The sequence below is a fragment of the Sinorhizobium fredii USDA 257 genome (genome assembly GCF_000265205.3).
Classification (GTDB): Bacteria; Pseudomonadota; Alphaproteobacteria; order Rhizobiales; family Rhizobiaceae; genus Sinorhizobium; species Sinorhizobium fredii_B.
In genome coordinates, this window is sequence record NC_018000.1 from 6,414,758 (window position 1) to 6,438,388 (window position 23,631).

24 protein-coding genes are annotated in these 23,631 nt (G+C 63.8%); 4 read left to right on the forward strand and 20 right to left on the reverse strand.

The window, feature by feature from the left end:
• Positions 1-96: 96 nt before the first annotated feature.
• The 3 genes from guaA to USDA257_RS30070 all read right to left on the reverse strand — a co-directional run bounded on the left by guaA (position 97) and on the right by USDA257_RS30070 (position 2,856).
• A complete protein-coding gene (guaA, locus tag USDA257_RS30060; RefSeq protein WP_014766758.1) occupies positions 97-1,659 on the reverse strand; it encodes a glutamine-hydrolyzing GMP synthase in 1,563 nt (520 codons plus the stop codon).
• A gap of 106 nt (positions 1,660-1,765) precedes the next feature.
• A complete protein-coding gene (locus USDA257_RS30065) occupies positions 1,766-2,404 on the reverse strand; it encodes a 5'-methylthioadenosine/S-adenosylhomocysteine nucleosidase (RefSeq protein ID WP_014766759.1) in 639 nt (212 codons plus the stop codon).
• The gene (locus USDA257_RS30070) at positions 2,401-2,856 is read right to left on the reverse strand and encodes a PaaI family thioesterase (protein WP_014766760.1); all 456 of its coding nucleotides are present in this window, start codon (positions 2,854-2,856) and stop codon (positions 2,401-2,403) included. Before USDA257_RS30070 ends, USDA257_RS30065 begins: the two co-directional genes overlap by 4 nt.
• Before the next feature lie 157 nt (positions 2,857-3,013).
• Between USDA257_RS30070 and USDA257_RS30075 the strand changes: the two genes are divergently transcribed.
• Positions 3,014-3,565, forward strand: a complete 552-nt coding sequence (locus USDA257_RS30075; protein ID WP_014766761.1) for a GNAT family N-acetyltransferase — start codon at positions 3,014-3,016, stop codon at positions 3,563-3,565.
• On the opposite strand, the gene USDA257_RS30080 is transcribed toward USDA257_RS30075, so the two are convergent.
• The 10 genes from USDA257_RS30080 to USDA257_RS30125 all read right to left on the reverse strand — a co-directional run bounded on the left by USDA257_RS30080 (position 3,562) and on the right by USDA257_RS30125 (position 15,515).
• Positions 3,562-4,650, reverse strand: a complete 1,089-nt coding sequence (locus USDA257_RS30080) for a DUF1513 domain-containing protein (protein ID WP_041414860.1) — start codon at positions 4,648-4,650, stop codon at positions 3,562-3,564. The genes USDA257_RS30075 and USDA257_RS30080 overlap by 4 nt on opposite strands.
• 216 nt (positions 4,651-4,866) lie before the next feature.
• Positions 4,867-5,856 (reverse strand): magnesium transporter CorA family protein, encoded by a 990-nt coding sequence (locus USDA257_RS30085; protein WP_014766763.1) that lies wholly within the window; start codon positions 5,854-5,856, stop codon positions 4,867-4,869.
• 214 nt (positions 5,857-6,070) lie between these two features.
• Positions 6,071-7,195, reverse strand: a complete 1,125-nt coding sequence (locus USDA257_RS30090) for an imelysin family protein (protein WP_014766764.1) — start codon at positions 7,193-7,195, stop codon at positions 6,071-6,073.
• On the reverse strand, positions 7,195-8,706 hold the full coding sequence (locus tag USDA257_RS30095; protein ID WP_014766765.1) for a di-heme oxidoreductase family protein: 1,512 nt from the start codon (positions 8,704-8,706) through the stop codon (positions 7,195-7,197). The genes USDA257_RS30090 and USDA257_RS30095 overlap by 1 nt, the downstream gene beginning before the upstream one ends.
• A 278-nt stretch (positions 8,707-8,984) precedes the next feature.
• The gene (locus USDA257_RS30100) at positions 8,985-10,265 is read right to left on the reverse strand and encodes an imelysin family protein (RefSeq protein WP_014766766.1); all 1,281 of its coding nucleotides are present in this window, start codon (positions 10,263-10,265) and stop codon (positions 8,985-8,987) included.
• A 253-nt stretch (positions 10,266-10,518) separates the two neighbouring features.
• Positions 10,519-11,808, reverse strand: coding sequence for an RsmB/NOP family class I SAM-dependent RNA methyltransferase (locus tag USDA257_RS30105; protein ID WP_014766767.1), 1,290 nt, complete (start codon positions 11,806-11,808; stop codon positions 10,519-10,521).
• Positions 11,809-11,941: 133 nt separating this feature from the next.
• Entirely contained in the window at positions 11,942-12,316 is a 375-nt protein-coding gene (locus USDA257_RS30110; RefSeq protein WP_014766768.1) for a septal ring lytic transglycosylase RlpA family protein, read from the reverse strand.
• Positions 12,317-12,776: 460 nt separating this feature from the next.
• Positions 12,777-13,652, reverse strand: a complete 876-nt coding sequence (locus USDA257_RS30115) for an SDR family oxidoreductase (RefSeq protein ID WP_014766769.1) — start codon at positions 13,650-13,652, stop codon at positions 12,777-12,779.
• A complete protein-coding gene (gene queG, locus USDA257_RS30120; RefSeq protein ID WP_014766770.1) occupies positions 13,640-14,812 on the reverse strand; it encodes a tRNA epoxyqueuosine(34) reductase QueG in 1,173 nt (390 codons plus the stop codon). Before queG ends, USDA257_RS30115 begins: the two co-directional genes overlap by 13 nt.
• A gap of 10 nt (positions 14,813-14,822) precedes the next feature.
• Positions 14,823-15,515, reverse strand: coding sequence for a glutathione S-transferase family protein (locus tag USDA257_RS30125; protein ID WP_014766771.1), 693 nt, complete (start codon positions 15,513-15,515; stop codon positions 14,823-14,825).
• A gap of 156 nt (positions 15,516-15,671) precedes the next feature.
• Between USDA257_RS30125 and USDA257_RS30130 the strand changes: the two genes are divergently transcribed.
• Entirely contained in the window at positions 15,672-16,478 is an 807-nt protein-coding gene (locus USDA257_RS30130) for an undecaprenyl-diphosphate phosphatase (protein ID WP_014766772.1), read from the forward strand.
• A 111-nt stretch (positions 16,479-16,589) separates the two neighbouring features.
• On the opposite strand, the gene USDA257_RS37285 is transcribed toward USDA257_RS30130, so the two are convergent.
• The 7 genes from USDA257_RS37285 to dnaN all read right to left on the reverse strand — a co-directional run bounded on the left by USDA257_RS37285 (position 16,590) and on the right by dnaN (position 22,028).
• Positions 16,590-16,751, reverse strand: coding sequence for a hypothetical protein (locus USDA257_RS37285; RefSeq protein ID WP_041414863.1), 162 nt, complete (start codon positions 16,749-16,751; stop codon positions 16,590-16,592).
• A gap of 238 nt (positions 16,752-16,989) precedes the next feature.
• Entirely contained in the window at positions 16,990-17,970 is a 981-nt protein-coding gene (locus tag USDA257_RS30140) for a complex I NDUFA9 subunit family protein (RefSeq protein WP_014766773.1), read from the reverse strand.
• Positions 17,971-18,273: 303 nt separating this feature from the next.
• A complete protein-coding gene (locus tag USDA257_RS30145; RefSeq protein WP_014766775.1) occupies positions 18,274-18,561 on the reverse strand; it encodes a DUF1330 domain-containing protein in 288 nt (95 codons plus the stop codon).
• A gap of 129 nt (positions 18,562-18,690) precedes the next feature.
• A complete protein-coding gene (gene pyrF / locus USDA257_RS30150; RefSeq protein ID WP_014766776.1) occupies positions 18,691-19,395 on the reverse strand; it encodes an orotidine-5'-phosphate decarboxylase in 705 nt (234 codons plus the stop codon).
• Positions 19,396-19,402: 7 nt separating this feature from the next.
• Positions 19,403-19,984: a histidine phosphatase family protein gene (locus USDA257_RS30155; RefSeq protein WP_014766777.1), complete on the reverse strand. Its 582-nt coding sequence runs from the start codon at positions 19,982-19,984 to the stop codon at positions 19,403-19,405.
• A 14-nt stretch (positions 19,985-19,998) separates the two neighbouring features.
• On the reverse strand, positions 19,999-20,601 hold the full coding sequence (pmtA, locus tag USDA257_RS30160; protein WP_014766778.1) for a phospholipid N-methyltransferase PmtA: 603 nt from the start codon (positions 20,599-20,601) through the stop codon (positions 19,999-20,001).
• A gap of 308 nt (positions 20,602-20,909) precedes the next feature.
• Positions 20,910-22,028, reverse strand: coding sequence for a DNA polymerase III subunit beta (dnaN, locus tag USDA257_RS30165; protein WP_014766779.1), 1,119 nt, complete (start codon positions 22,026-22,028; stop codon positions 20,910-20,912).
• A 252-nt stretch (positions 22,029-22,280) separates the two neighbouring features.
• Here dnaN and rsmI point away from each other — a divergent pair, with 252 nt between their 5' ends.
• Positions 22,281-23,210, forward strand: coding sequence for a 16S rRNA (cytidine(1402)-2'-O)-methyltransferase (gene rsmI, locus USDA257_RS30170; protein WP_014766781.1), 930 nt, complete (start codon positions 22,281-22,283; stop codon positions 23,208-23,210).
• Complete coding sequence (locus USDA257_RS30175) at positions 23,200-23,568, forward strand: YraN family protein (protein ID WP_014766782.1); 369 nt, start codon at positions 23,200-23,202, stop codon at positions 23,566-23,568. The genes rsmI and USDA257_RS30175 overlap by 11 nt, the downstream gene beginning before the upstream one ends.
• Positions 23,569-23,631 lie beyond the last annotated feature (63 nt).

Sequence of the window (23,631 nt, forward strand, 5' to 3'; positions counted from 1 at the left end):
CAATCGCGGAGCGAAGCATTCCGGCGCCCCGCTCATAATCTGTCGCCGTCGCCCGCGAACACCTTCGCAATGGCGATTGTTAAGAAGCCGCCGCCCTCACTCCCACTCGATCGTGCCCGGCGGCTTCGAGGTGACGTCGTAGACGACGCGGTTGATGCCGCGCACCTCGTTGATGATGCGGGTTGCCGCGCGGCCCAGGAATTCCATGTCGTAGTGGTAGAAGTCGGCGGTCATGCCGTCGACCGAGGTGACGGCGCGGAGTGCGCAGACGAACTCATAGGTGCGCCCGTCGCCCATGACGCCGACCGTCTGCACCGGCAGAAGCACGGCGAAGGCCTGCCAGATGGCGTCGTAGAGGCCCGCCTTGCGGATCTCGTCGAGATAGATCGCATCCGCCTCGCGCAGGATCTCGAGCTTCTCGCGGCTGATGCCGCCAGGGCAGCGGATCGCCAGGCCGGGGCCGGGGAAGGGGTGGCGGCCGATGAAGCTGTCGGGCAGGCCGAGCTCGCGGCCGAGCACGCGCACCTCGTCCTTGAAGAGTTCGCGCAGCGGCTCGACGAGCTGCATGTTCATGCGCTCCGGCAGGCCGCCGACATTGTGGTGCGACTTGATCGTCACCGACGGGCCGCCGGTGAACGAAACGCTTTCGATCACGTCCGGATAGAGCGTGCCCTGGGCGAGGAAATCGGCGCCGCCGAGCTTCTTCGCCTCTTCCTCAAAGACCTCGATGAAGAGGCGGCCGATGATCTTGCGCTTGGTCTCCGGGTCGCTGACGCCCTCGAGCTCGCCGATGAAGCGGTCGGACGCATCGATGTGGAGGAGGTGGAGGTTGTAGTGCTCTTGGAACATGGCGACGACGCTTGCCGCCTCGTCTTTGCGCATCAGGCCATGGTCGACGAGGATGCAGGTGAGCTGATCGCCGACAGCCTCATGGATGAGGAGCGCGGCAACGGAAGAATCGACGCCGCCCGAAAGCGCGCAGATCACCTTCTTGTCGCCGACCTGCTCGCGGATCGCTTCGACCGCCTTGGCACGGTAGGCCGACATCGTCCAATCGCCGCTGATGCCGGCGATATTGTGAACGAAGTTGGAGATGAGCTTGGCGCCGTCCGGCGTATGCACCACTTCCGGATGGAACTGCACGGCGTAATACTTGCGCTTCTCGTCGGCGATGAAGGCAAAGGGGGCGTTGGAAGAGGTCGCGACCACCTCGAAGCCCTCCGGCAGCGCGGTCACCCGATCGCCGTGAGACATCCAGACCTGATGGCGGGAGCCGAGCGACCAGACCCCGTCGAAGAGGGCGCAGTCCTTCTCGACCTCCAGGAAGGCGCGGCCGAATTCGCGGTGATGGCCGCTTTCGACCGTGCCGCCGAGCTGCGCGCACATGGTCTGCTGGCCGTAGCAGATGCCGAAGACCGGCAGGCCGCTTTCGAAGATCACCGACGGTGCGCGCGGCGAGCCGATGTCGAGGGTCGAGGCCGGGCTGCCGGACAGGATCACCGCCTTCGGGTTCAGGCGCTTGAACCCCTCGTCGGCCGACTGGAACGGCACGATCTCGCAGTAGACGCCGGCCTCGCGCACGCGCCGGGCGATGAGCTGCGTTACCTGGCTACCGAAATCGACGATGAGGACGGTGTCGGGATGGGCTGTCTGGGTCATGACGGGCCTTCAAACAAGCTTGATCATGGCGAGCCTTTAATCAAAGCCCGCCGCCGGCGCAACGATAACATTGCACCCCGACAATTTAGGATCTGCTGCCGGACCGTCAGACCCGGATTTCGTCGCTCAAGAGTGCTTCCTCGAGCCGATCCACGGCGTCTGCCAGCTTCTCGTCGATGACGTGCAGATATTCCGTCCAGTCGTCGACATGCTTCAGGTCCGCCTTGCCATCCGATATGCCGCGAAGCCCGATGAGCGGCACGCCGAAGGCCTGGCAGGCGCGCAGGATGGCATAGGTCTCCATCTCGACCATATCGGCGTCGATCCTGTCATAAGCCTGACCGGAGACGATATTGGCGCCGGTCGAAAGCCGCGCCTCCTTCACGCCCGGAATGCGCAGCGGCAGGTCGACGATGGCGGGCAGGTCGAGGAAGGGTGTTGCGCCCTTCTCGAAGCCGAGCGGCGAGGCATCCATGTCGCGATAGCCGATCGAGATCGCCTGGTAGATTTCCGTCTGTTCGAGGCTGGCTGAGCCCGCCGAGCCGAGCGAGACGACGAGATCCGGCAGCCCACCTGAGGCCTTGAGCTCGCAAAGCGCCTTGGTCAGGCCGACGGCCGCCTCGACCGGGCCGACGCCGGTCATCAGCGGCGCGATCCGCTTACGCAGGCAGGGGCCGTATTCCGGATCGACGGCCATCACGTAGAGGACCTTCCTGCCGGCGACCGGCTTCAACTCGTAACTCATCCCTCGATCCCTTCGCGGCCGCGCACCACCATCATCGTTCCGGTCATCGAGGCGATCAGCTTCGCCGGCCCGTCGGACCTCACCGCATAGGCTTTGCCGTCCGAAACGATGATCGTCGTGCCGGGCTTCGTCACCTCGCCGCGGAAAAGGAACCGCTCGCCGCGACCAGGCGACAGAAGGTTCACCTTGAACTCGATCGTCAGCAGCGATGCGTCGGGGTCGATGAGCGAATAGGCGGCATAAGTCCCCGCGGCATCGAGCGCCGCCGAAATCACGCCGGCATGCAGAAGGCCATGCTGCTGCGTCAGCTTGGGATCGAACGGCAGTTCGATCTCCACCGTGCCTTGCTCGACACGGGTGAGTTCCGCGCCGATCGTGCGCATGGCGGCCTGGCGGCCGAAGCTCTCCCGGATGCGGGCACGAAAATCGTGCGGCTCGCTGTCGTCTCTCAATGTAAAAGCCCCTTGCCAAAACAGACCTGAATGCCCCGCCGCGCCGACAGTTGCATGCGTCGCGAGAGAGGACAAGCGCAATCATCGGCGCGCCACAGGCCGCGAATCCAGTCAGTAGGACTTTCGGCAGCCGGGCCGCATCCATATATCATTCTCGATGAGAAACTTCAGACGCATCGAGATCCGCCAGGCCGTACCGGATGACCTGATGATGATCGCCTCGGTCCTGGTCACGACCTGGCGCGCCACCTTTCGCGGCATCATTTCCGATGCCTATCTCGATGCGATGAAGGTCGAAGACCAGGCGATCGGGCATGCGCGGCGGATGCGCATTCCAGGCGCCTTCCTTCTGGTCGCCGTCGACCTGTCGGAAGAGCGGGTGATCGGCTTCGCCAATTACGGCCGGGCGAGGGCGATGCCGCCGGCCTTCGATCGGGAACTCTACGAGCTCTATCTTCTGCCGGAGTTTCACGGCGCCGGCGTCGGTTCGGCACTGGTGCGCACGGTCGCTCACCATTGCCGGGAAATGCAGGCCTCGTCGCTTTTCGCCTGGGTGCTGGCGGGCAATCCAAACCGGGCGTTCTATGAGCGGCTCGGGGCGCGGGCGGTGGGACAGGGGCGCGTCAGCGTCGGCCGCGAGAGCCTGGAGCAGATCGCCTATCGCTGGGATGATCTCGCAACGCTTTCCGGCGCGGGAAATATCACCTAATCCTTGTCGAGCCGGACGATGTGCTGGTCCCAGGCGACCGGGCTTTGGCGTTTCATGAACAGCCCGTCATAGGAAGAGACGGCGAGACCGGGCTTCGCGGCGGCAACGCCCGCCGCTTCCGCTACCCGTTCCTCCTTGACGACCGCGCCCGTCTTCGCATCGAGCGTGACGGCGACATTGCCTTTCGGAGAAGTCAGGCCGACGAGCCCCTCGCGGCGGTTGACGGCGATGGCGCCGACGTAGTTGGCGAGTGCGGCCGTTATGCGTTCGGGCAGAGGCACAAATGTCAGCGTCTCCCCCTTGGCGAAATGCCCGACAAGCGGCGGCCGGTCGTCGCGCGCGCCCTCGTACTGGCAGGCGAACCAAATCCTCCCATCGGCGCCGATGTCGACGTGCCGGGTGGAAAGCTGCTTGAGGTCCGGCTGCAGGCTATGTTTCTCGATGAGCGCTCCGGTCGCCGTGTCGACGAGGGCGAGGCTCGGTTCCATGTGATCGAGATTGAGTTTGGTGCGGCCGAAATCCGGATGGGTCTCGATGCCGCCATTGGCGATCGCCAGCGTCCGGCCGTCGGCGCTAAGCGTCATGTCGTGCGGGCCGATGCCATAGGTCGGGAATTCGCCGATGTGGGCAAAGCCGCGTGTCCCGTCATAGATGCCGATAATGCCGCGATTGGCGGAAAAGTCATTCTCCGTGGCGTAGAGCAGCCTGCCGTCGGCCGAGAAGCAGCCGTGGCCGAAGAAGTGGCGACCTTCGGCGGCGGTGATCACGATAGGCTCGGCAGTACCGTCCGTCGAAAGGACCATCGCATAGGTCCCCGGCCGGCGCGCAAAGGCGACGGCTCGGCGGGTCGCAGGCGAGTAGGCCATGCCGTGCGCCCGCGCCGGCAGCGGCGTGCGCTCAATGATCCTTCCCTCTTCCGTCAGCGTCGCGACGCCATGGCTGCCGTCCGGCGCCATGAAGGCCGAGGCGAAGACGGCGTCGGTCCGTTCGAGTGCGAAGGCGCGGCCGGGGGCGAGCGTCGCCATCCAGGCGGCACCCGCCATCTTGACGAAGCTGCGTCGATCGATGAGGTTCCTGGCGCTCATGCGATTTTCCGCGATGGGCATGGGCGCAGACCGTCCTTTGGGCAAGACCCCTCCCCACAAGGGGGAGGGACTTGCAATGCCGCGACGCGTCCGTTCAGCCTCACCGGTTCCGCAGGCGCGGATGTCGGAGATGGCGTCGAGCGTGCCGCGGAGGGCAAGCCCATCCCCCTTGTGGGGAGGGGTTGGGGAGGGGAAATTTCTCACGGTTCTACGTCCCTACAGCCAGCCCCGGCGTTTGAAATAGAGATACGGCAGCAGCGCGGAAATCGCCATCGCAACCAGCGCATAGGGATAGCCGAGCCGCCAGTGGAGCTCCGGTATGACATCGAAGTTCATGCCGTAGATCGAAGCGACGAGCGTCGGCGGCAGGAACACGACGGCTGCGACCGAGAAGATCTTGATGATCTGGTTCTGCTCGAGATTGATCAGGCCGAGCGTCGCGTCGAGCAGGAAGTTGATCGTGTTCGACAGGAACAGCGCGTGGTCGCCGAGCGAGACGGCGTCGCGCTGAATCAGCTTGATCCGCTGCCGGCTCTCCTTGGCGGCCTTGCGCGCCGTGCTCCTTTCAAGGGCGACGTGGTAGGCGACGAGCCTGCCGATGCTGACCAGGCTTTCCCGGATAGTCGTCAGAAGGTCGCCCTTCTGGCCGATCTGTTCGATCAGCGACTGCAGGTCGCGGGTCTTCTTGGTGGCGCTCGCATGCGACTTGCGGAACACCTCGCGCGAGATCCCGTCGACCTCGTTGCCGGAACGCTCCAGGGCGTCGGCAATCCGGTCGATCATCGCCTCGAGCAGACCCAGCATGACCAGCTCGCCCGTTTCGCAGACGGCGCCGTTCGGCTTCTGGATGCGGGTTGCGTAGATCTGGAACGGCTTCGGGTCGGCGTGGCGCACCGTGACCAGCGTCGCGCCCTTCAGGACGAAGGTCACCGGCACCTTCACCGGATAGTCACTGTCGAGCTTCGCGGTCGCGGTCATGGTCATGAACTCCGCGCCGTCCTCCTGGTAGAGGCGGTCTGAAAGCTCGATCTCCTGCATCTCGTCGCGGGTCGGGATGGCGATGCCGAGATGGTCCTCGACAAACCGCGTCTCATCGGCGGAGGGGTTGAAAAGGTCGAACCAGGTCACCGGCTCCTGGATGGCGAGACCGGCGGCACGATCGACGAGCACGAGATGGCCGTCCTGGCTTTTGTAGATACGCAGCATTTTGGGCTCCATAGGCGAGGTCATCCGACCGCTTGGAGCCCTGATCGATCAGGTCCGCATGGCCGCAATGAAGGCTCGACTTCGACTGTCGGGGTTCATCTTGGGTTGATCCTTCGTGGGTGAAGCATGCCCGCGGAGCGGACATGAATGCGCTTTGCTCCGAAATCCGCCGCTTGTCAACGATAGGCCGCTGCAGGCTTTTCACGTTCGCGTGTCAATCGCCGTCCGCGAAGGAAAACCCGGCCCCGAGCCCGATCGCGCCGCCGAAGTCGCGGTTCAGCCGGTCGAGGAGGTCGGCGGTGTTGAGGGCGATGAAGTCGAGCCTGGAGCGCTGTTTCTCATCGGCAAGCACCGCATCGATCGGGCCCTCGACGCGCTCGGTCATGCTGATCAAGGCCTTGAGAAGGAAATTCACCGAACCGGCGATCGAGCGGCTGTCGCCCGGAAGCAGGCTCTCCATGCCCGCGCTGTTGAAGAGCGTCTGCAGCCCGCGGAGGTTCGCGGCAATCGCCGCCATCGTATTGCCCGATCGCCAGTAGATGGCGAGCTTCGGGCGACCCTTGTCAAGCTTGCCGTTGACCGCCCCGCTGTAGAAGGGGCGCAGCCGCTGGTCTTTGATCATCTCGACGCTGTGCACGAGAACCCCGAGCAGTTCTGTCGCCGCTTCCTTGTTGTCGCGGAAGAGCGGATTGTCAGGGCCCGGCGTCTTCCAGGCAGACTGGATGCCGTCGGGCTTCTCCCAGGCGGCAAGAAGCTCGCCGGCAATCGCCGTCAGGTTCTGCGCGATCGCCATTCCGTAGCGGCAGCGAAAGCGGCTATCGTCCCCGCTGAGCGTCTCTGCTCCGGTGCCGTAAAGAACATATTCAAGCGCGCCGAGGCCCTGCACGGCGACGCTCTTCGTCTTCAGGCTCTCCGCCTGCGTCGCGCTCTCGTCGCGCTTTGTGAGGATGGCTTGCACCTGCTTCAGGCCGGTGCCCCTGCGGTCGGGATAGAAGAGGAAGCGCTCGAAGCGGTTCTGTTCGAGGGCCGGTCCAAGGCGGACGATCTCGATCGTCGACCAGTTGCGCACGACCTCCGAGAAGGACGATCGCGTCTCTTCGAGGGCCGCGGCGGACGGTTTATCGCAGAGGACGACGCTATCTTCGGCAAGGTCGGCCGTTGCCTGCGACAGGTCGCGATAGCCGGGAACGATGAAATCATCCACCGCCTTCGCCATCACGCCCGGCAGGGCAGCCTCGTCGAGGACGCGCGGCGAGAGGATAGCGCCCTCCTGCGCCGCCGCAGGCGCGACGACTGCAAGAAGCAGCAAGCCGAGGGTCAGGGGAAGGCTCAGGCGCATCAGAGCGACTCCAGAAAGGAAAGCAGGGCGTTTCGATCGTCCCTCGACATCGCGGCGAAGGCATTGCGGGCTTTTTCCGCTTCGCCGCCGTGCCAGAGGATGGCCTCGGTGAAATTGCGGGCACGTCCATCGTGAAGCAGGAACGTGTGACCGCTGACGGTCTTCGTTAAGCCCAACCCCCAGAGCGGCGGCGTGCGCCATTCGCGTCCGCTGGCGACACCGACGTCTTGGCGGTCGGCCAGTCCCTCCCCCATGTCGTGCAGCAGGAAGTCGGAGTAGGGCCAGATCAACTGGAACGCCAGCTCCTTGTGCGGCGCATCGCGCCGGGTCACGTATTTCGGCACGTGGCAGGCCGGACAGCCCGCTTCGTAGAACAGCTGCTTGCCGTTCAACGTTTCCGGAAAGCTTGCCTTGCGGCGCGCCGGAACGGCGAGATTGGCGGAATAAAAGGTGACGAGGCCGAGCACCGGGTCGGGCGCCTCGACCGGCCCGAGCCGCGCCTGCACCCCGGTCGGGAGCCTGCGACAAGCGCCCTGTGCCTCGGTACAATCGCCATGACCGTTGTCGAAGGCAGGGGTGGAAATGCCGATATCGGCGGCGAAGGCGTCTGCGGCCTGTTGGCGAATCGTCGGGTTCTGGGCCTTCCAGCCGAAGCGGCCGAGGGCGAGCGCGCCACGATCTCGATCCCGCACGAGCGCTGCCCGTCCGCTGATGCCGTCTCCGTCCCGGTCGTTCGGGTCGGCCTTCGCGAGGATGTCGGACTCGTGGATCATCTCGATGAGGCCGAGTCCGATCATCGGCGGGGCGACCCGCGGCGACAGAATGGTCGTCGGGTCCATCGGGCCATAGCCAAGGTCGGTGACGCCATAGTGCGGCTTGCGAAGATAGACCGTTTCGCCTCCGTAAAGCGGCACCGACTCATCCTGATAAGTGACCTCGAGGCGGCCCTCGGCGGCAAGTCCGGGCACGGCGCTATCCTGCAGCTGCGCGCCATAGACGGGATCCGGCAAATTCGCCACCTGGTGGGCGGCGATCATGCGGCGTTCGGCTTCGACGCGCGCCGGACGGGCGAGACGGAAGATCGTCGATGTCGCGTCCGCTCCCGCCGGCGGACGGCCGCGGCCGTCGCGCGGATGGCAGCTCTCGCAGGCGCGGGCATTGTAGAGCGGACCGAGCCCATCTGAAGCCTGCGTCGAGGAGGGGGCGGAGACCCAAAGCTTTTCGAACAGTGCCTTGCCGAGCTTGAAATTCTGCTCGTCCTCAAAAGGCAGGTTGGCCGAGAATTGCGCGAAGACCCTCTCGTTGATGGGCGCGATCGTCGTCGTCGCGCCGCCGGGCATCGCCTCGAACTGTTCGGCCTTGGAGAAGTCGGTCGCCGCCCGGGTGACGGTCTCGACGCGCTGTAGGTCCAGTTCGGAGAGATCGTCGCGTGCAGCCAGGCACCCCCCTCTGCCCTGCCGGGCACCTCTCCCACAAGGAGAGAGATCGGCAAGCGGCGAGGTCCCGCTCAACGAACTGGGCCGCGCGCGTATCTTTGAATTCGGCGTTTGCGAGCTGATTGTCGGGCAGGGCTTTGCTTGTATCGAATCTCCCCCCTTGTGGGGGAGATGCCCGGCAGGGCAGAGGGGGTGCTGGAACCACCACCGACTCCGATGTCGCCCGACATCGCCAACGCCGTGGCGGCAAGGCCGATGAGCGCGGCAATCGGCAGCGCAAGGAAGCGGGCGGTCAGGACTTTCATCGTGCGAGGGCCGGGCCGTGCTTGTCGGAGCGGCCCGCCTTTCTCGGCTTATTGGAAAACTGCGTTAGGATTATCCAGGCTGTCCGAACCTTCAAGCTCGATCGTGCCGAGGTCGAGCGCCGCGATGACGCGTTCGACGGTCTTGGCCTGGGCGATCAGCCCGTCGATGGCGGCCTGAACGGTTGCGTTGCCTTCCGCATTGCCTTCCGCGATCATCTGGTCGTAGGCTTCGCCGGTTTCGGCGCGCTTGGCCATCGCCTGCATCTTCTCGACCGTTGTCGCGAGATTGGCCGTCAACTCCTTGTCGAGGGCGGCGTCCTTGGCGGCAACGAGTTCGGAAAGCGAAGGGCCGGTGAGCTTCGTGCCGTCGACCCGGGTGTATTCCCCGGTATAGGCCGACTGGACGCCGATCGCGTCATGCAGATGCGAGTTGTGTGTGTTGTCCGAGAAGCAATCGTGCTCCTCTTCCGGATCGTGCAGCAACAGGCCGAGCTTCATGCGCTCGCCGGCAAGTTCACCATAGGAGAGCGAGCCCATGCCTGTGAGGATCGCCGCGAGGCCGGCCTTGGGGTCTCCCTCCACCGCCTTGGCCGCGGCACCTTCCGGTGCCCAGTTGCCGACCATTTCCTTGAGGTCGGAGACGAGCAGGCTCGTCGCCGCCTTGAGATAGGCGGCGCGGCGGTCGCAATTGCCGTTCGTGCAGGCCTTCGTGTCGAAATCGGTATAGGCACGCTTGCCGGCGCCCGGGCCGGTGCCGTTCAGATCCTGGCCCCAAAGGAGGAATTCGATGGCATGGTAGCCTGTCGCGACATTCGCCTCGATGCCGCCGGCTTCCTGGAGCGTGCCGCCCAGGAATTCCGGCGTGATATTCGTCGCGTCGACGTCCTTGCCGTCGATCTTGATCGTCTTGTTGGCGATGACGTTGGCGGTGAAGAGAGCGTTCTCGTCGCTCTCCGTGCCGTAGCTCGCATCGACATAGTCGATCAGGCCTTCGTCCAGCGGCCAAGCGTTCACCTTGCCTTCCCAGTCGTCGACGATCGAATTGCCGAAGCGGTAGACCTCCGTCTCCTGATAGGGGTTGCGGGCCCTGAGCCAAGCCTCGCGCGCCGCCTTCAACGTCGCCTCGCTGGGGCTTGCGATCAGCGCATCGACCGCCTTGTCGAGCGCCTCGGCCGTTGTCAGCGCGTCCTCATATTTGGCGTGCGCCACGGCGGCATAATGCTTGACGACGGCGGCAGCGTCAGTCGCCGCATTCGCCGGCTGCAACGCCAATGCCGACGTTGCCGTCATGAGCGCCAGTGCGGCCGCGCGGATGAAATTCTTGGTCATGACCCTCTCCTTTGGCGTCTCGCAGGCCGGCCGAGCGAAGCGGCTCGAGGCCGGTAAAGCGCCATTTCTCATGAACCAAAAGCAAACTGGTGTCAAAGCGTATAGTTTAGAACACTTTCAAATTTGCGACTTCCCCTTGCAGGAGCTAAAGCGTGGCATTCATGGTATCCATACAATGCGCATTAGGTATTTGTTTGTGCATGCCGTTGTCGCAAAACCGCTGCACACCTTTGGGCGACATGCACCCGGCCTGCTACCCTTTCCTGCCCATCAGGCAGAAGAAGAACCCGTCGGTTCCGGTCGAGCCAGGCGTCAGGGTGACGGTCTTCATATCGGCGGACCAGGGCTGCGGCTTGTCGGTGCCGAACAGTGTCGCCCATGTGTCGGCTGCCGAGAGGATCTCGAACTCCGGATTGTCCTCGCAGAAACCGTAGACCTGCGCTTCGTTCTCCTCCGGCAGCACGGAACAGGTCACGTAGATCAAGTAGCCGCCGGGGCGGACGAATTGGGCGGCACCGGCAAGCGCCTCCTCCTGCTGCGCCAGCCGCTCCTCGAGGTTCTTCTGGGTCAGGCGCCACTTCGTGTCGGGCCGGCGCCGCCACGTTCCCGTACCGGTGCAGGGGGCATCGACAAGCACTCGATCGCAGCGGCCGACCAGCGGTGCGAGCGAATCCGCCGACTCGTGCACCTGCACATTGCGGGTGCCGGCGCGCTTCAGTCGCTCGATGATCGGTGCCAGCCGCTTGCGGTCGGTGTCGTAGGCATGCACCTGGCCCTTGTTGTTCATGGCGGCGGAGATGGCGAGCGTCTTGCCGCCGCCGCCGGCGCAATAGTCGAGCACCTGCTCGCCCTCTCGCGGGAAGACCAAGTCGGCGACGATCTGCGAACCTTCGTCCTGAACCTCGAACCAGCCCTTCTGGAACGAGACCTCGGCGGTCACGTTCGGCAGGCGCGAGGCGCCTTCGCCGGCGGGAATGCGCACGCCATAGCGGGCGATCGCCGCAGGCTCGGCACCGCTGCGATCCAAGGATTTCAGCACCTTGTCGCGGCTTGCCTTCAGCGTGTTGACGCGCAGGTCGAGGGTCGGGCGGCCAGCCAGTGCCCTGGCTTCATCGAGCCAGTCGTCGGAGAAGTTTTCCTGGAAGGACGCCTGCGTCCATTCGGGGATGTCGCCCTGCACATGCAGCGGCGCGTCGTCGATGCGGCGCTCGCCGAACGCCTTCATCATTTCCGTCGAAGGCGCTTCCGGGGCAAACTTGTCGTCGGCGAGTTCCGCCGTGAGCCAATCGACCCCGAAGCCCCATTGGCGGTACATGACCGCATGGGCAAGGGCGGTGGCGCTGTCGCTGTCCATCAGATAGGCGTGGGAAAGCTTCATCCGGAGCGCATCGTAGACGATGTTGCCGATGGCGGCGCGATCGCCCGATCCGGCGAAACGATGCGAGAGGCCCCAGTCCTTGAGCGCGTCGGCGACGGGGCGCTTCCGCTTTTCGATATCGTCAAGAACGTCAATGGCTCCCGAGAGCCGTCCGCCCAATCGCATCTTCGATCAACTCCTTTTTCGCCGTGGTAGCGGCGATGGCATCGAAGAGCAAGTGAGCGGTCGCATTATATGCGGGGGGCGAAGTCTGACGGAGCAGATCCGTCCAGCCCGGAGTCGGGGGACGGATGGCCGATCAGGAATTGACGACTTGATAGCAGATGCTGGCGGTGCCGGAGCGGATCATGCCGATCTGCGAGGCAGCCGCTTTGGAGAGATCGATGACCCGACCGCGAATGAAAGGACCGCGGTCGTTGATCCGGACGACGACGGTCTTGCCGTTTCGCTTGTTGGTGACCTGGACCTTGGTGCCGAATTTCAGGCTCCGGTGCGCGGCCGTCAGGCGCGCGGCATTCATGCGCTCGCCGGAGGCGGTTTTCGAGGTGAGGGCATACCAGGAGGCGCCACCGCAACCCGTCCCTTTTGCCTGAGTGTCGGATGCTGAGACCAAACCCATCCCGACGGTGAATAGCGCTGCGGCGGCAGCAGTCTTGATTTTCGCGGGTTTCAAGCGAGGATCCCTTCGGATTGAATGTTCGACTAGTTCCCTTTGCAGTTCGAGCTAATTAGGGCGAAAAGTGGCAAAAGCGTGCTTCAACCTTTAACCTTTGATTAGGATTTATTAAAAAGCGCCCCTAATTTAAAATTGAATGCCGGTTTAATTGTTTTAAAATGCTCAAAGAAATTCTTTAAAAACAGCGCCTAAACGCGTTTTGCGAGCTTTGGTTCCACGCAGCTGCCAAGCCGACGTAAAAAAACATTTAAATTTTCGATTCGCGTGAATTTCCACGAACTTTCATCATTAGAATTCCGAACTATCGCTAAGGTTGTGCGGAACGGCGAAGTATAGGTTGAAATGTGGCGGTATGAGGTAGTCAAGATGAGTGGCCCGAATCTATTACTTTCGGATGATCTCACCACATGCTTTCGGTGGTGAGCAGATATTCTGATCAAAGTATTGCCGAAGTAAACTATTCGCCGCGCCAGATGCCGCTCGTCCATAGCTGTGCAAGCGAAGCGCGATAATTCGGAAAGGCGAAATCGAAGCCGGCCTGGCGCAGCCGCTGATTGGAGACGCGCTTGTTCTCGCCGTAGAAGGAGCGCGCCATCGGCGACATGTCGGCGGCTTCGAACGGAATCTCCGGCGGCGTCTCGACGCCCATCAGCCGGGCGGCCTCGGCCACCACGTCCTGCGGCGGTCCTGGCTCGTCGTCGGTAACGTTGAAAACCCCGCCCATGCCGCGGCTGGCGAGGAAAGCGGCGGCCGAGCCGATATCCTCGACGCGGATGCGATTGAAGACCTGGTTCGTCTTCACGACGCGCCGCGCCGTGCCTTCGGCGAGATTGCGGAAGGCATTGCGGCCCGGCCCGTAGATGCCGGCAAGGCGAAGCACTGCAACCGGAATTCCCTGCCTGGCGCCATGGTCCAGCCAGGCGTTTTCCGCCTCGACCCGTTCCTTCGAGCGTTGCGACACCGGCTTGATCGGCGTCTCTTCAGTAACCCAGCCGCCGCCATGATCGCCATAGACGCCGACCGTCGAAAGATAGCCCACCCATTCAAGCTTCGGCAGCAGGTCTGTAAGCGGCGGCGTGCCGGCGCGAAACATCGGGTCGCCTTCGTGGCCGGGCGCAATGGATTGGATGAGGTGGGTCGCCTTGCCCATCGCGGCGGCGAGTTCCGCGGAAATCGTCGTTCCGTCGAACAGCAGAGGCTCGATTCCGGCCGCCTCGAGCGCCGGCAGCTTGTCCGGCGAACGGGTGGTTCCCGTCACCGATTGCGCGGCGGGCGCAAGCGCCTTGGCGATGGCCGTGCCGGAATAGCCGGCGCCAAGTATCAGGACATGCATCGGCTCACTCCTGCCATTTCCCATTCCGAAAGCACCTCATCGTCGGTTTCCCGCCCGCACTCCCGTGCAAAGGCGGCGAGGTCGTCCGCTGCCAGCAGCCGCGAAAGTGCCCAGACGGCCATCGCCCTGACGGTCGGCGAGGCGTCACGCGCCAGCGCCTTGCAGGCGTGTACGAACCTCTCTTCGCCGGAATTGCCGGCGGCGATCAAGACATTTCTGACAAAGCGGTCGCGTCCGATGCGTTTCACCGGAGAGCCGGAAAACAAGCTGCGGAAGGCGATGTCGTCGAGCGTCAGCAGGTCGGCGAGTTCCGGTTCCTGGAGGTCTTCCCGCGCTTTAAGCTTCATCTCTGAGGCCGAGCGCGCAAACTTGTTCCAAGGGCAGACGGCAAGGCAATCGTCGCAGCCATAGATGCGGTTGCCGATCAGCGGGCGCAATTCAGGGTCGATCGGCCCCTTGTGCTCGATCGTCAGATAGGAGATGCAGCGTCGCGCATCGATGCGATAGGGCGCCGGAAAGGCGCCGGTCGGACAGACGTCGAGGCAGGCCCGGCAGGAGCCGCAATGGTCGCGTTCCGGCGCGTCAGGGTCGAGATCGGCGGTGGTGAACAGGCTGCCGAGAAAGAGCCACGAGCCGAAGTCGCGGCTGACGAGATTGGTGTGCTTGCCCTGCCAGCCGATGCCGGCTTTTTCCGCGAGCGGCTTCTCCATGACGGGTGCGGTGTCGACGAAGACCTTCACATCCTCGCCGGCTCGAGCAGCAAAGCGCGTGGCGATCTCCTTCAGCCGCCCCTTGACGACGTCGTGATAGTCGCGGTTCTGAGCGTAGACCGAAATTGCGCCCCGGTCCTGCTTGGCGAGGATCGCGAGCGGATCGGTGTCGGGGCCGTAATTCATCCCGAACAGGACGATCGAGCGGACTTCGCTCCACAGCACGCGAGGATCGGAGCGCCGTTCCGCCGTCTCCGACATCCATTCCATCGTCCCGTGACAGCCCTCGTCAAGGAACTGCCGGAGCCGGTCCGGCGCATCGGGAATCGCGTCCGGCCGCGTGATGCGACAGAGATCGAAGCCCTTGGCCGCGGCTTCCTCCTTCAGGAAAGCGGTGAGCGTCCGTCGTTTCCTGTCCTGGTTCTCCGCCTTTGCAGCGTCGCCAGGCATCGTCGCGTCCTTAGAAATCGAGATCCGCATAATGGGAGACGGGGGTTACGCCGCGCACCCGCTCGGCAAGCAGCGGACGGAAGGACGGCCGGGATTTCAGCCGCTGGTACCATTCCTTGGCGGATGGCGCGTCGGACCAGTCTATTTCGCCGAGATAGTCGAGCACCGAGGTCGCCGCGGCCGCCGCGAGATCGGCATAGGAGATTCGGTCGCCGGCAAGCCAGGGGCGCGAGCCGGCGAGCCAGGAGAGATACTTCATGTGCTGACGGATATTGTTGCGCGAGGTTCGGAGAACCTTCGAATCCGGCGCGCCGCCGCCTTGGTCGGGTGTCATCTGCAGCTTGAAGATGCGCTCGCGCACCAGCGGCCGCGTCACGTCGGCTTCCATCTTCTGCAGGAACCATTCGGTGAGCCGGCGGATCTCGGCCCTCTGGAACGGATCCTCCGCCAGCAGCCGGCGATCGCGCTTCATGATGCCGCTGGTCTCGTCGAGATATTCCGAGATGATCGTCGCGCCGCAAAGCGCCCGCATGCTGTCATCCACATAGACCGGCAGGGTGCCGGCCGGGTTGAGCGCCAGGAAGTCGCGCCGGTTCTCCCAGGGCTGTTCCTCGCTCAATTCCGTCTGATAGCCATATTCTGAGAGAATAAGGCGTACGAACCGCGAGGCAGAGGACATGGGGTGATGATACAGTGTCGGCATCGATGATCAGATTGCAGCTGTTTTCGAGGATCTCGGCGTCGCGGCGTATGCAACTGGCCACGGCTTGCGACAACGAGCTATAGGTAGTTGTGGTGGCAAACACAAGAGAATCGACTTTCTCCTCCCAAATCCCAGAATATCAGGAAACGTTCATATATGGCCGATCAATCGATCATCAGCGCGCTCGTGCTTGGGCTCATCGAAGGGCTGACGGAGTTCATTCCCGTCTCGTCGACGGCGCATGTACTCCTCGCCGGGCACTTCCTCGGCTTCAAGTCGCCGGGAAACACTTTTGCCGTGCTCATCCAGCTCGGTGCCATCCTTGCCATCCTGCTCGTCTATTTCCAGAAGCTCCTATCGATCGCCTTGGCCCTGCCGACGAGCGTTAAGGCACGGCGCTTCGTCTTGTCGGTGTTGCTCGCCTTCCTGCCGGCTGCGCTGATCGGGGCCGCGGCACATGGCTTCATCAAGGCGGTCCTGTTCGAGACACCGATGCTGATCTGCGTCGTACTGATCGTCGGCGGTGTCATTCTCTACATGATCGACCGCCTGCCCTTGAAGCCGCGCTATACCGACGTGTTCGACTACCCGCCGTCGCTCGCCCTGAAGATCGGGCTCTTCCAGTGCCTCGCGATGATTCCGGGGACGTCACGCTCCGGCGCGACAATCGCCGGCGCTCTGCTGATGGGAACCGACAAGCGTTCGGCCGCCGAGTTCTCCTTCTTCCTCGCCATGCCGACCATGGTCGGCGCCTTCACCCTCGACCTCTACAAGAACCGTGACGCGCTCTCCTTCGACGACATCAGCGTCATCGCCGTCGGTTTCATCGCCGCCTTCGTCGCGGGGATCTTCGTCGTGCGCTCGCTGCTCGATTTCGTCTCGCACCGCGGCTTCACGCCCTTCGCGATCTGGCGCATCGTGGTCGGCACTGCGGGTCTGATCGGTCTGTGGCTGCTCGGCTAAGCTTAGCCCGCAAAACATAAAGCCGCATGCGTCTCTTGCGAAACGCATGCGGCCCCTGGCCCCCGCCAATAACTCAAGATGCCTGCCTCAAAGCCGAGGCAGTAGACCGGCTTACCAGCCGGATGCCCCGATCGACGCCGTCGTGCACGGATCGACGCCATAGCCAGGCGTGCAGCCCTTGCTGCTGCTCGCCACAGTGCCCGGTGCGATGAATGAGCCAGCCAGAATGATCAGTGCCGCAGACGCAAAAAAGATTGCGATCGACTTGCCCATGGGAAGTTATGCCTTTCAGCTATGATGTTGTCACCGCCTGCGCTCGCCGCGCCGTGGGTGCGAGCGGTGTTTATTCGCCGGGCGTGTCATGATCAATATCAGGACATGCTGAATCTGCGGTAAACACCATTCCCGTTTTCGACTGCGGCAGAACTGCAACGCTGTTGCAACATGGCCACAAGCAAAAGCCGCCGGCGGGACCGGCGGCTGAAATCAAACCACATCGCTGGTAGCGCAATCAGGCCGCGCGGCCGCCGCGCGTATACTGCCCCTGCGGGCGGAAACGCACCAGATAGGTTGGCAGAATCGATTCGAGCAAGGTCGGCTCGATGCCGATTCCGGGGAGCGTCCGGCCTTCCGCCTCGGCCGCCGCGGACACCACATTGTCGGATTTGAGCAACACCACCTGGTCGGCGGTAATCGGCGGCGCGATGAACGGCACGAGTGATGCGACGCTGCCGAGAAGCGATGCGATGCCGAAGGGGATCGAAACGAAGGAACGCTTGCGATCGATCGTGTTCAGCGTGATCTCGAGACATTCGCGGAACGACAGGACCTGCGCGCCGCCGAGTTCATAGATCGTCCCGCCCGTGAGTTTCCCGTCGACGGCGCGGGCGACCGCTTCGGCGACATCCGTCACATAGACCGGCTGGAACTTCGTCCGGCCGCCGCCGATCAGCGGCAGCGCGGGTGCGAAGCGCGCCATGCTGGCGAACTTGTTGAAGAAGTCGTCCTCGGGCCCGAAGATGATCGACGGGCGCAGGATGACCGCCTCGGGGACCGTTTCGAGGACGGCGATCTCGGCCCGGCCCTTGGTGCGGGCGTAGCTCGACTCGGATTGCGTGTTGGCGCCGATTGCCGAAATATGCGTCAGCGTCGCACCGGCCGCGCGGGCGGCTTCCGCGACGGCCCGGGCGCCGAAGTCCTGTACCGCGTCAAACGTGTTGCGGCCGCTCTCGAAGAGCACGCCGACGCAGTTGATCACGTGGTCGGCACCCTCGACGGCGCGATCGACCGACTTGCGATAGCGCAGATTGGCCTGGACGAAGGAAATCTGGCCCATGCTGCCGAGCGGCTGGAGATGACCTGCAAGATCCGGCCGGCGCACCGCGACGCGAATGCGATAGCCTCGCTTTGCAAGCGCGCGCACCACATGACGGCCGACAAATCCGGATCCGCCGAAAATCGTCACCAGCGGCGGAAGGTTGGACAAGGTCATGGGAAGCGCACTCCTGAAGTCGTTTGGAAGAATTGCTTGCTACATAGCCGAAGCGGCGGGCAAGGTGAAGGCCATTCCGCGCATGCTCGCGGCAGGTTCACCCCTCCCCAACCCCTCGCCACGAGGGGGAGGGGCCACGATGCCGCGCCTTGGGCACGTCACCTAAACCGCTTCCGCGTGTGGAAGCGTTGGAGGGGGCGGAGGCGGTGCCACGGCTAGTCCCTCCCCCTTGTGGGGAGGCGTTGGGGAGGGGGTCTTGCCCGGAGGACGGCGCCGTGTCTCCGCTCGAAGCAGACGGGGAGGTCAGACGCCCTCCACTACGACCATCTCGGCATCGGCAACCTCCTGGCGGATTGCAGCGGCGATCTGATATTCCGGGGAATTGTAGCAGTCGATCGCCGCCTGCAGGGAGGGGAATTCGATCACCACATTGCGGGCGCGGACGGCGCCTTCCAACCGGTGGAATTCTCCGCCGCGCGCCAGGAAAGTCGCGCCATATTTCTCGAAGGCCGGCTTTGCGGCCGCCACGTAGTGTTTGTAGCGTTCCGGGTCTCTGATATCGACCCGAGCAATCCAATATCCCTTTGCCATAACGAACTCCTCGTCGTTCTCGAAAAGCACAGACGGGATCGTTACTTCCGGCAATTCTGGGTCGAGGTCAAGCGCACCGGTTGACAGGAAGTGACAAAGCCAAGGCTGGTCGCGCCGCCTCAGGGCGGATCAACCGGAGAGGGTGCTCTCCATCTCGGCGAGGATTGCGCGGCTGGCGGCCAGCGGATCGACCGCCTTGATGATCGGTCGGGCGACGACGAGGTGGCTCGATCCCGCACTGAGCGCCTCGGCCGGCGTCATCACCCGCTTCTGGTCGCCTTTCTCCGCACCGGCGGGGCGGATGCCGGGCGTCACCACCGCCATCTCCGCGCCGATGATGTTGCGGACGGCGGCGGCTTCCTCCGCCGAGCAGACGATGCCGCCCATGCCGGCGGTGCGCGCCTGTTCGGCACGGCGCAGCACCAGTGTGTGTGGATCGGTTCCGTAACCCGCATCGATGACGTCCCGCGCGTCCATCGAGGTCAGCACCGTCACTCCGAGCAGGCAGAGGTCCGATCCCTTCGCCGCTTCGACGGCCGCCTTCATCGCCTTCGGATAGGCATGCAGCGTCAGCATCGACATGCCCATCCTGACGATGTTCTCGACGCCCTTCGCCACCGTGTTGTCGATGTCGAGCAGTTTCATGTCGAGAAAGACCTTCTTGCCGCTCATGGCGAGATCGCGGGCGAATTCGAGGCCGCCGGCGAAGGCGAGCTGGTAGCCGATCTTGTAGAAGACGACCTCCTCGCCCAGCGTCGAGACGATCTTTTCGGCCTCGGCGATCGTAGGAATGTCGAGGCCGACGATCAGCCGGTCGCGCGCGCTTGTGCTCATGTCGAGATCACCCCTGCCAAATCTCCATCGGCGTCCAGTCGCATGTGACGGCCCGATCCGCAAGACGAAAGGCAAAGAGATTGCCGCCGCCCGGCAACTGGTCGGCGCTGCGGGAGATCGCCGCGCCCGTCATCCGGCATTTCAGCAGCGTGCCGACGCCGCCATGCCCCACAAAAGCGATCGGGATCGCCGGATCATGACGGTCGAGGATGGAGAACACCGCCTTCGAGATGCGCGCCTGCGCATCGATGGCGCGCTCCCAGCCCAAATGGCTCTCCTCGGGGTGGGCGAAGAACCGGTCCGCTGCTTTCTCGAAGTCGTCGGGCGGCAGGAAGCCCGTCGAGGAGCGGTCGTTCTCGCCCATCTCCTCGTCGGTCTCGACCGGAACGCCTGCGGCCTCCGCGAGAATTGCCGCCGTTTCGATCGCCTTCTTTTCCGCGCTGGAGATGACGCGGCCGAGCAATCGGACCCACGGCTGTTCGGAGGTCATGCGTACCCGTTCCCGCCCGAGATCGGACAGGCCCCATTCCGGCACGGGGACGGCGGGATCGATCTTGACTTGCGGGTGGGTGATATAGACGCCGAACACGGCAGGTCCGGGGTCTAATGGGCCTTGCTATAGACCCAGAGCTGAGCCGGCGGGATGTTGCGCACGACGAAATCGTAATGCTGGATGCGATAGCGATCCGGCATGGCAACCACTGGCGACATCGGCCCGTAGGAGATCTGAACGACGGGACGGCCGAAGGGGACGCGCGAGAGCAGGTCGTCGATCAGTTCGACGCGGCGGTGCATCGGGAAGTTCAGGAGCGGTACGGCGGAGACGACGCTGTCGAACTGTTGACCGTTCAGCGCGCCGAGCGTGCGCGAAAGGTCGAAGGCATCGCCGTTGATGAAGTGCACGCCAGCGAAATCCTCCTTCAGCTGATTGAAGAATTCGGTCGAGTATTCGACCGATATCAGCCTTTCAGGCGAAATGCCGCGCTCCAGGATCGCCTTGGTGATCACGCCTGTGCCCGGGCCGAGCTCGAGGACCGGCAGACCGGAACGCGGGTTGACGACGCTCGCCATGCGTCGCGCCGTCACTGCGGATGTCGGCAGGATCGCGCCGACGGCCCGGGTGTTGCTCATCCAGCCCTTGAAGAAGCGAATCTCTTCGTCGAACTTCTGACCGAACTTTTCCTTCACCTTCAGGCGCAGACTCATCGAATCCCCTCGACTTCATTGTTCCATGGCAACACGCGCGTCGCCGCAAATCGGCGGCCCGCGTGAGCGTCTGTGCATAATGTGCTCGCATCTGCGGCGAAAACAAGTCGGCCTGCGTCTGAAAGCGACACTTTATCAACAGAGGGCGACGTCGGATCTATGAAAAAACCACCACGCGGGCGTGGCGGGTTTCAGTCCGATATCGCTCCGCTGCATGCTTCCCGAGATCGCAGCCGATCTAAGGATAGAACGGCACCAATTCAAAGTGCGACAGCGACCTTTGTGCGTCTGATCAAGACGCTGACGTCTTACACGCGCATCGGCATCAGCACGTAGAGCGCGTCGTCCGCCGCGAGGTCCCGCACCAGCGTCGGCGAACCCGGGTCCGCCAGCATGAAGACCGCTTCATTGCCGGTAAGTTGGGCGGTGATGTCGAGCAGGTACTTGGCGTTGAAACCGATCTCGAGCGGGTCGCTCTCATAACCGACCGGCAATTCTTCCGTTGCGCTGCCGGAATCCGGGTTGTTGACGGTCAGCGTCATCTGGCCTTCGTTCAAGGCGAGCTTGACGGCTCGGCCGCGTTCGGAGGAGATCGTCGAGACGCGGTCGACGGCTTGCGCGAAGGACTGGCAGTCGACGCGCAGCTCCTTGTCGTTGCCGGCAGGAATCACCCGCTGATAGTCCGGGAAGGTGCCGTCGATCAGCTTCGAGGTCATGACGATCGAGCCGATCGTCAGGCGGATTTTCGCGTCCGAGACCTCGACCGTCACGACCACGTCCGGATTGTCGAGCAGCTTCTGCAATTCGCTGACGGTCTTGCGCGGAACGATGATGCCGGGCATGCCCTCCGAACCGGACGGCGCCTCGATGTCGGCACGGGCGAGGCGATGGCCGTCGGTCGCAACGGCGCGCAGCTTCAACTGCCCCTTGTCCTCCACCGTGTGAACGAAGATGCCATTGAGGTAGTAGCGCGTTTCCTCCGTCGAAATCGCGAACTGCGTCCTGTCGATCAGCATCTTCAAGTCCGGCGCCTTGACGCGGAAGGAATGCGAGAAGCTGCCGGCCGTGAGGTCCGGAAAGTCCGATTGCGGCAGGCATTGCAGCGAGAACTTGGAGCGGCCCGAGGCAACCGTCATTGCCGTACCCTCGGCATTGGTGGCGAGCCGCACCTCGGAACCGTCCGGCAGCTTGCGGACGATGTCATAGAGCAGGTGGGCCGGAACGGTCGTGGCGCCGGCCTGTTCCACCTGGGCCGGCGTTGCCTCGGTGATCTCCAGGTCGAGGTCGGTCGCCTTCATTTCGAGGCTGGCGCCATCGGAGCGCAGGAGCACGTTCGAGAGGATGGGGATGGTGTTGCGCCGTTCGACCACGCGATGGACATGGTTCAGCGATTTCAAAAGATTGGACCGCTCAAGAGTAATGCGCATGGGATGCTACCGCTTTCAACCATTGCCGGACGGGCGGTGCGCCCGCCGCAGCGTCAAACTGCGTGTGTCCCGGCCGGCCGGCCGGAGTGATGTGGACGGGCAAAATGGCAGAAAAATCGCCGCGAACGCAAGCGGTTTTGCGGGCTTTTCCCAAATGCAGGCGCCCGCCGGGGCCGGCGGCCTTGCCCTGCGCGTGCGGCTCACTCATAAAGGGCGCGAACCGGCAAGCCGGGCATAAGCGGGAACAGGGCGTTGGACAAGCAGCAATCGACCGAAGCGGCGGGGAAGGAAAGGCACCGCAGCTTTCGCCTGCACAATGCAAGCATTCCGGCGCGCCCGCTGGAGCCGGCTCTCTATCTGGTGGCGACGCCGATCGGCAATCTCGCCGACATCACCTTGAGGGCGCTGGAGACGATCGCCGGCGCCGACCTGCTTGCCTGCGAGGACACGCGGGTGACGCGGGTGCTGCTCGACCGCTACGGCATCGTCAATCGGCCGGTTGCCTATCATGAACACAACGCGGCCGAGGCCGGGCCGCGGCTGCTTTCGGCGCTTGCCGCGGGGAAATCCGTGGCGCTCGTCTCCGATGCCGGCACGCCGCTCGTCTCAGACCCGGGCTATCGCCTGGCGCAGCTCGCGATCGACGCCGGTCATCGGGTCGTGCCCATTCCCGGTGCGTCGGCGCCGCTCGCGGCTCTCGTCGGATCCGGTCTCCCGAGCGATGCCTTCCTCTTTGCCGGTTTTCTGCCCACCAAGGACAAGGCGAAGCGCGATCGGTTGGCGGAATTCGCCCACGTGCCAGCGACGCTTCTCTTCTTCGAGTCGCCGCACCGCATCGCCGCGACCGTCGCTGCGGCCGCCGAGATTTTCGGCGAAGGGAGGAAGGCGGCGGTCTGCCGCGAACTAACCAAAACCTTTGAGGAATTTCGCCGCGGCACGCTCGGCGAACTGAAGGCGTTTTACGACGAAGGCGCAAGTGTGAAGGGCGAGATCGTTCTGGTGATCGGACCGCCCGATGCAAAGCCAGCCCCCGGGGCCGCGGATGTGGACGCGCTCCTGAAAACACTTTCCCGCGACATGCCGACGGGCAAGGCCGCGACGGAAGCCGCCCGGCAAACCGGATTGCCACGCAAGGAGCTCTACGACAGGCTGCTGGGTCTCAAGGACAGCAATGAAGGTTGAGCGTCCGGATGCCCGCAAGCTGAAGGCGCTGAAGCGCGGCCATCTTGCCGAATACCGCGCCGCGCTCTGCCTGATCGTCAAGGGCTACCGCATCGTCGCCATGCGCTACCGCACCAAGCTGGGCGAGATCGACATCATCGCTCGGCGCGGCGACCTCATCGCCTGCGTCGAAGTGAAGGCCCGCGGCACTTTCGACGGGGCGGTCTTCGCCGTCTCCGATACGGCGCAACGGCGGATCAGGGCCGCCAGCGACGTCTGGCTCTCGCGTCAGGCGGATTTCCACCGCCTCTCTGTCCGCTACGACATCGTCGCCGTTATGCCCTGGCGCTGGCCGCGGCACCTGCCGAATGCTTTTTGATCGACGAGCGGAACGAGGCAAAGTGCGCGCGGTTTTCGGCCCGCATCCCGCGACCAAGCGATC